This window comes from Micromonospora sp. DT44, assembly GCF_049841635.1.
GTDB lineage: Bacteria > Actinomycetota > Actinomycetes > Mycobacteriales > Micromonosporaceae > Micromonospora.
On the sequence record NZ_JBNCKS010000004.1, the window covers coordinates 166,088 to 172,989 of the forward strand.

Annotated in this window: 6 protein-coding genes; 5 read left to right on the forward strand and 1 reads right to left on the reverse strand. The window is 72.2% G+C overall.

The genetic code is table 11. The features are described 5' to 3' along the window. Positions 1-80 precede the first annotated feature (80 nt). From ACLQ25_RS04200 to ACLQ25_RS04220, 5 genes are all read left to right on the forward strand, one after another. Positions 81-419, forward strand: coding sequence for a PadR family transcriptional regulator (locus ACLQ25_RS04200; RefSeq protein WP_357133795.1), 339 nt, complete (start codon positions 81-83; stop codon positions 417-419). Then, positions 416-1,948 carry an ATP-binding cassette domain-containing protein gene (locus ACLQ25_RS04205; protein WP_425729208.1) on the forward strand — a complete coding sequence of 511 codons (1,533 nt, stop codon included), beginning with the start codon at positions 416-418 and terminating at the stop codon, positions 1,946-1,948. The genes ACLQ25_RS04200 and ACLQ25_RS04205 overlap by 4 nt, the downstream gene beginning before the upstream one ends. 54 nt (positions 1,949-2,002) lie before the next feature. Beyond that, on the forward strand, positions 2,003-3,193 hold the full coding sequence (locus ACLQ25_RS04210; RefSeq protein ID WP_425729210.1) for a GNAT family N-acetyltransferase: 1,191 nt from the start codon (positions 2,003-2,005) through the stop codon (positions 3,191-3,193). Positions 3,194-3,235: 42 nt separating this feature from the next. Next, positions 3,236-3,985 (forward strand): ZIP family metal transporter, encoded by a 750-nt coding sequence (locus ACLQ25_RS04215; RefSeq protein WP_425729212.1) that lies wholly within the window; start codon positions 3,236-3,238, stop codon positions 3,983-3,985. Positions 3,986-4,073: 88 nt separating this feature from the next. Continuing rightward, complete coding sequence (locus tag ACLQ25_RS04220; RefSeq protein WP_425729224.1) at positions 4,074-5,228, forward strand: hypothetical protein; 1,155 nt, start codon at positions 4,074-4,076, stop codon at positions 5,226-5,228. Between the two features lie 96 nt (positions 5,229-5,324). Here ACLQ25_RS04220 and ACLQ25_RS04225 read toward each other — a convergent pair whose 3' ends face one another. After that, a complete protein-coding gene (locus tag ACLQ25_RS04225; protein WP_425729213.1) occupies positions 5,325-6,407 on the reverse strand; it encodes an NAD-dependent epimerase/dehydratase family protein in 1,083 nt (360 codons plus the stop codon). Between the last annotated feature and the right edge of the window lie 495 nt (positions 6,408-6,902).

Here is a 6,902-nt window from a genome sequence, read left to right on the forward strand (position 1 = left end):
CACGACGGGCCGCCCGACCGGGTCCGGTCGCCTCAACTAGGTGGTTGTGCCATCTAGGTTGCGGCGCTAGTGTCCCGGCTGTGGATTCGGACCGGCGCGGGCAGTGGCTACGGGGGGTGCTCGACATCTGCGTCCTGGCCCTGTTGGCCGAACGCGAGTCCTACGGCTACCAACTCGCCCAGGCGCTCGACGCGGCGGGCGTCGGGCCGATCCAGGGCGGCACGCTCTACCCCGTCCTGCTGCGCCTGCAGAAGACCGGTCTGGTGACCGCCCAGTGGCGGGAGGGCACCGCCGGCCCGGCCCGCAAGTACTACCGGCTCACCGACGACGGGCAGGCGGCGCTGCGCGAAGGCGGCAGCGCCTGGCTCACCTTCGTGCGGCCGGTGAACGACATCGTCACGAAGGGGGTTGCCGGGTGAACGCCAACGACTGGCTCCGGACATTCGCCGCCGAGCTGCACCAGCGCCGGGTCGCGGCGGACGCCGCCCGGCACGTGGTCGCCGAGGCCGCCACACACCTGCGCGACTCCGGCGGTGATCCCTGGGTCGTCTTCGGTCCATCCCAGCAGTACGCGGGCGCGATCGTGGAGAGCATCGGCACCGCACCCGGGCCACGCCCCGGAGCGGTCCGGCTGCACGCGGCGGGCATCACCAAACGGTACGGCCGGCAGACGGTGCTGCGGGACGTCTCGCTGACCGTCCGGGCCGGACAGATCGCGGCGGTGGTCGGCGCGAACGGTTGCGGCAAGAGCACCTTCCTCCGGATCTGCGCCGGGCTGATGTCGCCCGACGCCGGCGAGGTGACCGTCAGCGGTCGGCTCGGTTTCTGCCCGCAGTCCGGCGGCACCTCCGACTTCCTGCTCGCCGACGAGCACTTCGTGCTGGTCGGCGCCGGCCAGGGCATCGCCCGTGGACCGGCCCGCCGCGCCGGCCGTGCGGCGGCCCGACAGCTCGGCTGGGAGGCGGGCGGCACCGTGCCGGCCCGGCACCTCTCCGGCGGCACGCGGCAGAAGCTCAACCTGACCATCTCCACCCTCAGCGAGCCGGACGTCCTGTTGCTCGACGAGCCGTACCAGGGCTTCGACCAGGGCACCTACGTCAACCTGGGATCAGCTCAGCCGGTTGCGGGACGGGGGCGCGGCGATCGTCGTGGTGACCCACCTGCTCAACCAACTCGACCGGGTGGACACCGTGCTCGACCTGACCCCGGCACACCAGTCCGGGCGGGTCGCGCCCGGTGTTCGAGGAGGCCGCCTGTGAACAGGCTCGTCACCGTCGCCGAGATGATGCTACGGGAGCTGCTGCGGCGTCGGGGCGTACTCCTGCTGCTGTTGTTGATGCCGTTGACCTTCTACCTGATCCGGCGGGACGCGTACCTCGGTCAGTCGGTCCGGTCGCTGCTGCTCGGCGTCTGCTGGGCGGTGAGCACCGCGGCGCTCTTCGCGACCACCGCGGCGCGGGAGTTGGAGCCAAGGCTCCGGCTGGCCGGCTATCGTCCGCACCACCTCTACCTGGGCCGGATGCTCGGCCTGTGGGCGGTGGGGCTCGTCATCTCCGTACCCTTCTTCCTCCTGCCGATGCTCGACGGCGCGGACCTTCGCCACGGCGGCCTGGTCGCGGCGCTGCTGTGCTGCGTCGCGGTGGCCGCGCCGTTCGGGGTGCTGATCGGCACGCTGCTGCCCCGCGAGATGGAGGGCACGCTGCTGCTGCTCACGGTGGTGACCGTGCAGATGCTCATCGACCCGGCCGAGTCGGGGGCGAGGTTGACGCCGTTCTGGTCGAGCCGAGAGATCGCGACCTGGGCGGTGGACCGCACCGACGACGGTTACCTGACCCGGGGTGTGCTGCACGGCCTCATCGTCACCGCCCTGCTGGTCGTGGGCGTAGCCACCGTGGCGAGTGTGCGACTGCGCCGCCGCCGGCACCTGCGCCACCTGCCCGTCGGCTGAGCGAATCTGGTCAATCCGGTTGCTGTCGCAAGCCGTGCGGGTTGAGATGAGCGGATGACCATCCGCCGGGTGACCGCCGACGACCGTCTCACCACCAGCTTCCCGCTGGCCGCGTACGCGTTCGAGTCGTCACCGCTGAGCGCCACGCGGGTCGAGCAGTTCCGTGACTACCTGCCGTACAACGAGGGCAACACGACGCTCACCGTCGAGGAGGACGGCGTCACGCTGGCCGCCACCTCGGCCATCCCGATGCGGCAGAACCTGCGCGGGGTGGTGCTGCCGATGGCCGGCGTCGCCAGTGTGGCCACCCATCCGCTGGCCCGTCGGCAGGGGCACGTACGGACGTTGCTGCACCAACTGCTCGACGAGATGCGCGACGAGGGAAGCCCGCTCAGCGCGCTCTACCCGTTCCGGCCCAGCTTCTACGCCCGGTTCGGTTTTGTGGGTCTGCCCAAGCCGCGCACGGTCACCTTCAGCCCGGCCGACCTCGGGCCGCTGCTGCGCGCCGAACTCCCCGGCGAGGTGGGCTGGGAGCGGATCGGGGCGGGCTACCCGGCGTGGCGCGCGTTCACCGAGCGCTGTCTGCGGGACCGGCACGGCTTCTCGCTCTTCCCGGACTACCGGGCGGTCGGGCTGCGGGACCGCGACGAGCACTGGCTGCTCACCGCCCGGGTGGACGGCGAGATCACCGGTGCGGTCACCTACCGGATCGACGAGTACGGCGGCACGCTGCACGGCAACGAACTGCTCGCCACCGACCCGCTCGCCCGGATGCTGCTGTTGCAGTTCCTCGCCCGGCACGTCGACCAGGTCGGACGGGTCAGCGTCCAGGTGCCGCCGGACGAGCTGCCCGAACTGTGGCTCACCGACCTGGACGTGCACGTCGAGGTGCGGGCGGGCCGCCCGGGGGCGTCCGCGCCGATGGCCCGGCTCCTGTCGCTGGACGCGCTGCGCGGGCTGCCCGCCGGGCCGGGTCGGGTCCGCGTCGAGCTGACCGGCGACCGGTGGCTGGCCGGCACCCACCTGCTGGACGGCACGACCGGCATCCTGGAGATCGTTACCGGCGACAGCGGCCCGGCGCCGACCGCGACGCTCACCGCGGCCGGGCTCTCCGCCCTGGCGTACGGGGTGCTGGACCCGTCCGAGCTGCCGTTGCGAGGGCTGGGCGAGGTGCCGGTCGACGCCGCCGCCGAGCTGCTTGCCATCTTCCCGCGCGCGGTGCCGTACGTCTTCGCCGACTTCTGAGCACGGTTTGCCGCCCCCACCACCCGGGGTACGGTCCCGGGAATGCCGGAGTGGTTGCAGGCGGGCGGATGGGGACTGCTGGCCGGGTCGGCGCTGCTGATCGGGGCGGCGGTCGGCTGGTTCGCGCGGGTGCCCCAGCGGCTCATCGCGTCGGTCATGGCGTTCGGCGCGGGCGTGCTGATCTCGGCCGTCTCGTACGAGCTGATCGAGGTCGCACACGACCAGGGCGGGATGCTGCCCACCGTGATCGGCGCGGCCGGCGGCGCGTGCGCGTACACCCTCGCCAACGTGGGCCTCGCGCGGCACGGCGCGCGGAACCGCAAGCGCTCGGGCGGTCAGCAGCCCTCCGAGGGCGAGCAACCCGGCTCCGGGTCGGCCATCGCCGTGGGGGCGCTGCTGGACGGCGTACCCGAATCGGTCGTGATCGGCGCGAGCCTGCTGGCCGGCGGCGCGGTCAGCCTGGTCACGGTCGCGGCGGTGTTCCTCAGCAACATCCCGGAAGGGTTGTCCAGCGCGGCAGGCATGCGCCAGGCCGGCCGGACCCGCCGGTACGTGTTCCGGCTGTGGACCGGGATCGCGCTGATCAGCGGGCTCGCCGCGCTGGTCGGCAACACGCTGCTGGGTGGCGCGCCACCGGAGGTGCTGGCCGCCATCACCGCGTTGGCCGCCGGGGCGATCCTCGCCATGATCACCGACACGATGGTCCCGGAGGCGTTCGAGGACGCCCATCTGCTGGTCGGTCTCATCACGGTCGCCGGCTTCCTGACCGCGTTCGCCCTCTCGCACGCCTGACCGCGGGTCGAGCCTTAGCCGGGGGTTAAACCTGGCACGGCGGATTCGCCGCGACACCGTCGGGGCTCCTAGCATCAGCGGCGTGCGCATGACGTCGCTTGCCGCCCTGCTCGTCCTCGGTGTCGCCACCGCGACCCTGCCCGCGTGCGCGTCCGGCGAGCCGACGCCGACCGGCACGCCGTCCGCCTCGCCGCAGGCTGTGGCGACCGGCGACCAGGACGTCGTGCCGGCGGGACGCGACGGCCTCGGCGGTCCGGGCGCCAGCGCCAGCCCGAAGCCCGCCGCGAAGGTCGCCCCGGCCGGCAATCCGAACGGCCACGCGAGCGTGCCCACCGAGGCCCGCGCGGTGGACACCTCGAAGCCGACCCGGACCGTCGGCACCGGCACCCCGGCGAGCTGCACCTCTGCGGCCGTGGTGAAGGCGGTCGCCGCCGGCGGCGTCATCAGGTTCGACTGTGGACCGGCCCCGGTGACGATCAAGATGACCGCCACCGCGAAGGTCCGCAACGCCAACGGGCCGAAGGTCGTGCTGGACGGCGGCGGCAAGGTCACGCTCAGCGGCCAGGGACAGCGCCGCGTCCTCTACCTGAACACCTGCGACGAGGCCCAGGGCTGGACCACCTCGCACTGCCAGAACCAGGACCACCCGCAGCTCACCGTGCAGAACCTGACCTTCGCCGACGGCAACTCCACCGGCGACAAGGCCGAGGGTGGCGGCGGGGGCGCGATCTTCGTCCGCGGCGGGCGGCTCAAGATCGTAAACTCGCGCTTCGTCCGGAACCGCTGCGACCGTACCGGGCCGGACCTGGGCGGCGCGGCCGTGCGGGTGCTGAGCCAGTACGAGAACAAGCCGGTGTACGTCGTGAGCAGCACCTTCGACGGCGGCTCCTGCTCGAACGGAGGGGCGCTGAGCAGCATCGGCGTGTCGTGGACGGTGCTGAACAGCCTGCTGAAGAACAACGAGGCGATCGGCAGCGGCGCCAACCCGGCCAAGTCGGGGACGCCCGGCGGTGGCAGCGGCGGCGCGATCTACTGCGACGGCAACGAGTTCGCCGTCCGCATCGCCGGCACGATCATCGAGAACAACAGGGCCAACGAGGGCGGCGGCGCGATCTTCTTCGTCAGCAACAACCGCACCGGCACCATGAAGATCGAGAACTCGACCCTGCGCCGCAACCCCAGCGGCAAGTTCGAGACCCCCGGCCACCCCGGCATCTTCTTCCTGGGCGCAAAACTAACCTGACCCTCTGCGCGCCGGCGCGGCCCCGCTGTGGCCCCGATGATCAAGAGGTTTGCGTCAGATTTCGCCCGTCTGGTGACGCGAACCTCTTGATCACCGTCAGTAGGGGTTTCCCTGGCCTGGAGGGTTGCCCGCCAGGAGGCCGCTCGGGCGGCCGGGCTTGTGGGCTGCGGCGGAGAGGGGCGGGCTGGGGGTGTGTTCGCCACCGGCCATGCCGGCGAACAGCTCCTTCAGCGCGGTCAACGCGTCGATCTTGGGAGTCCAGCCCAACTCGGTCTCCGCCCGCTCGCTGGACATCAGCGGCGCGTTCAGGCCCAGCTCCACCCAGCCCGCGTCGACCGGTTGCAGCCGCGCCCGCCACGTCAGCGCCGCCGCCACCCGCAGCACCGGCGCCGCGACCGGCACCGTCCAACCATGGAAGTGCCGAGCCACCAGCTCCGGAGTCAGCACCGGGTCCGCGGCGACATTGAAAGCGCCGCGCGCATCACCCAGAACCGCCCTGGCGTACGCGTCAGCCACATCGTCGGCATGCACCGCCTGCATCCGCAGCCGCCGGTTCGTGGGTACGAGAGGAATCCGGCCGAAGCGCAGCAGTCGTACCGGCGCGAACGGGCCGAGAAAGTACCGGGTGATCTCCACGCCGGCGTCCCTCTGAAAGATCAACCCGGGGCGCAGCCGCACCACCCGCAGGGCCGGATGCTCCCGCTCCAACCCGTTTAGCAGTGCCTCGACCTCGGCCTTGTGCTCGCTGTACGACGAGCCGGACACCCCGGTGGCCGGCCACCGCTCGCTGATCGGGTGGTCCTTCGGCCCGGGCGCGTACGTGCCGACCGACGACGCGTACACCAGCGCCGGCACCCCGGCCCGCGCCACCGCGTCGAACACCGCCCGGCTGCCGTCGACGTTCGTCCGCCGCAGGATCCGTTGATCGTGACTGGGCTGGATCTGCCAGGCCAGGTGCACCACCGCGTCCGCGCCCGTGAAGATCTCGGCCAACTGGGCCGGAGCAGTCGGCGCGCCGATGTCGCAGGAGTGCCACTCCACCTGGTCGTACGGCGTACCGGCATCCGGTCCGGGCAGCCGCCGGGCCACCCCGGCCAGCTCCACACCGCGCTCCCGGCGCAGCCGCCGCAGCACCGCCGTACCGACGTTGCCGCTCGCCCCCACCACCACGATCCGCATGCCCGACCCCGTACCCGCCCAGGAGGCCCTCAACCGCCGTCTCACCCGGCGCGGGGCGGTTTGATCGACTCGGCTTCCCGGAAACCGGGGCGTCCCGGCCACTCGGATGCCCCGCCTTCCCGGACGGCGAGTCGATCAAGGGCGAGGCGAGTTCCGGACCCAGCCGCGCTTCTCCTTGCCGCGCCGGCCGGTAGTGGCCGCCAGGCAGCGCGGACAGATCCAACCCACCGCGTCCGCCTCGGTCAGAACGTCGGTGCCCGAGTAGTCGAAGCGCACGTGCGGAAAGCGACGCAGCCGGGTACGGCTCAGGGCCAGGCCGCAGACCGTCTGGTTCTGGCCGGCAGCCAGGCATGCACCCCGTTACCTTTTTGATCGTCCCCAGCCGGGGACCCTCGGTCGCCCGGCCCGGTATGACTTCCTGCCCCTGTCGTTCGGATGATCCGGGGGGTGTTGTCGCCGGGTCGGGTGGCGTCGGCGGACCGCTGATAGGGACAC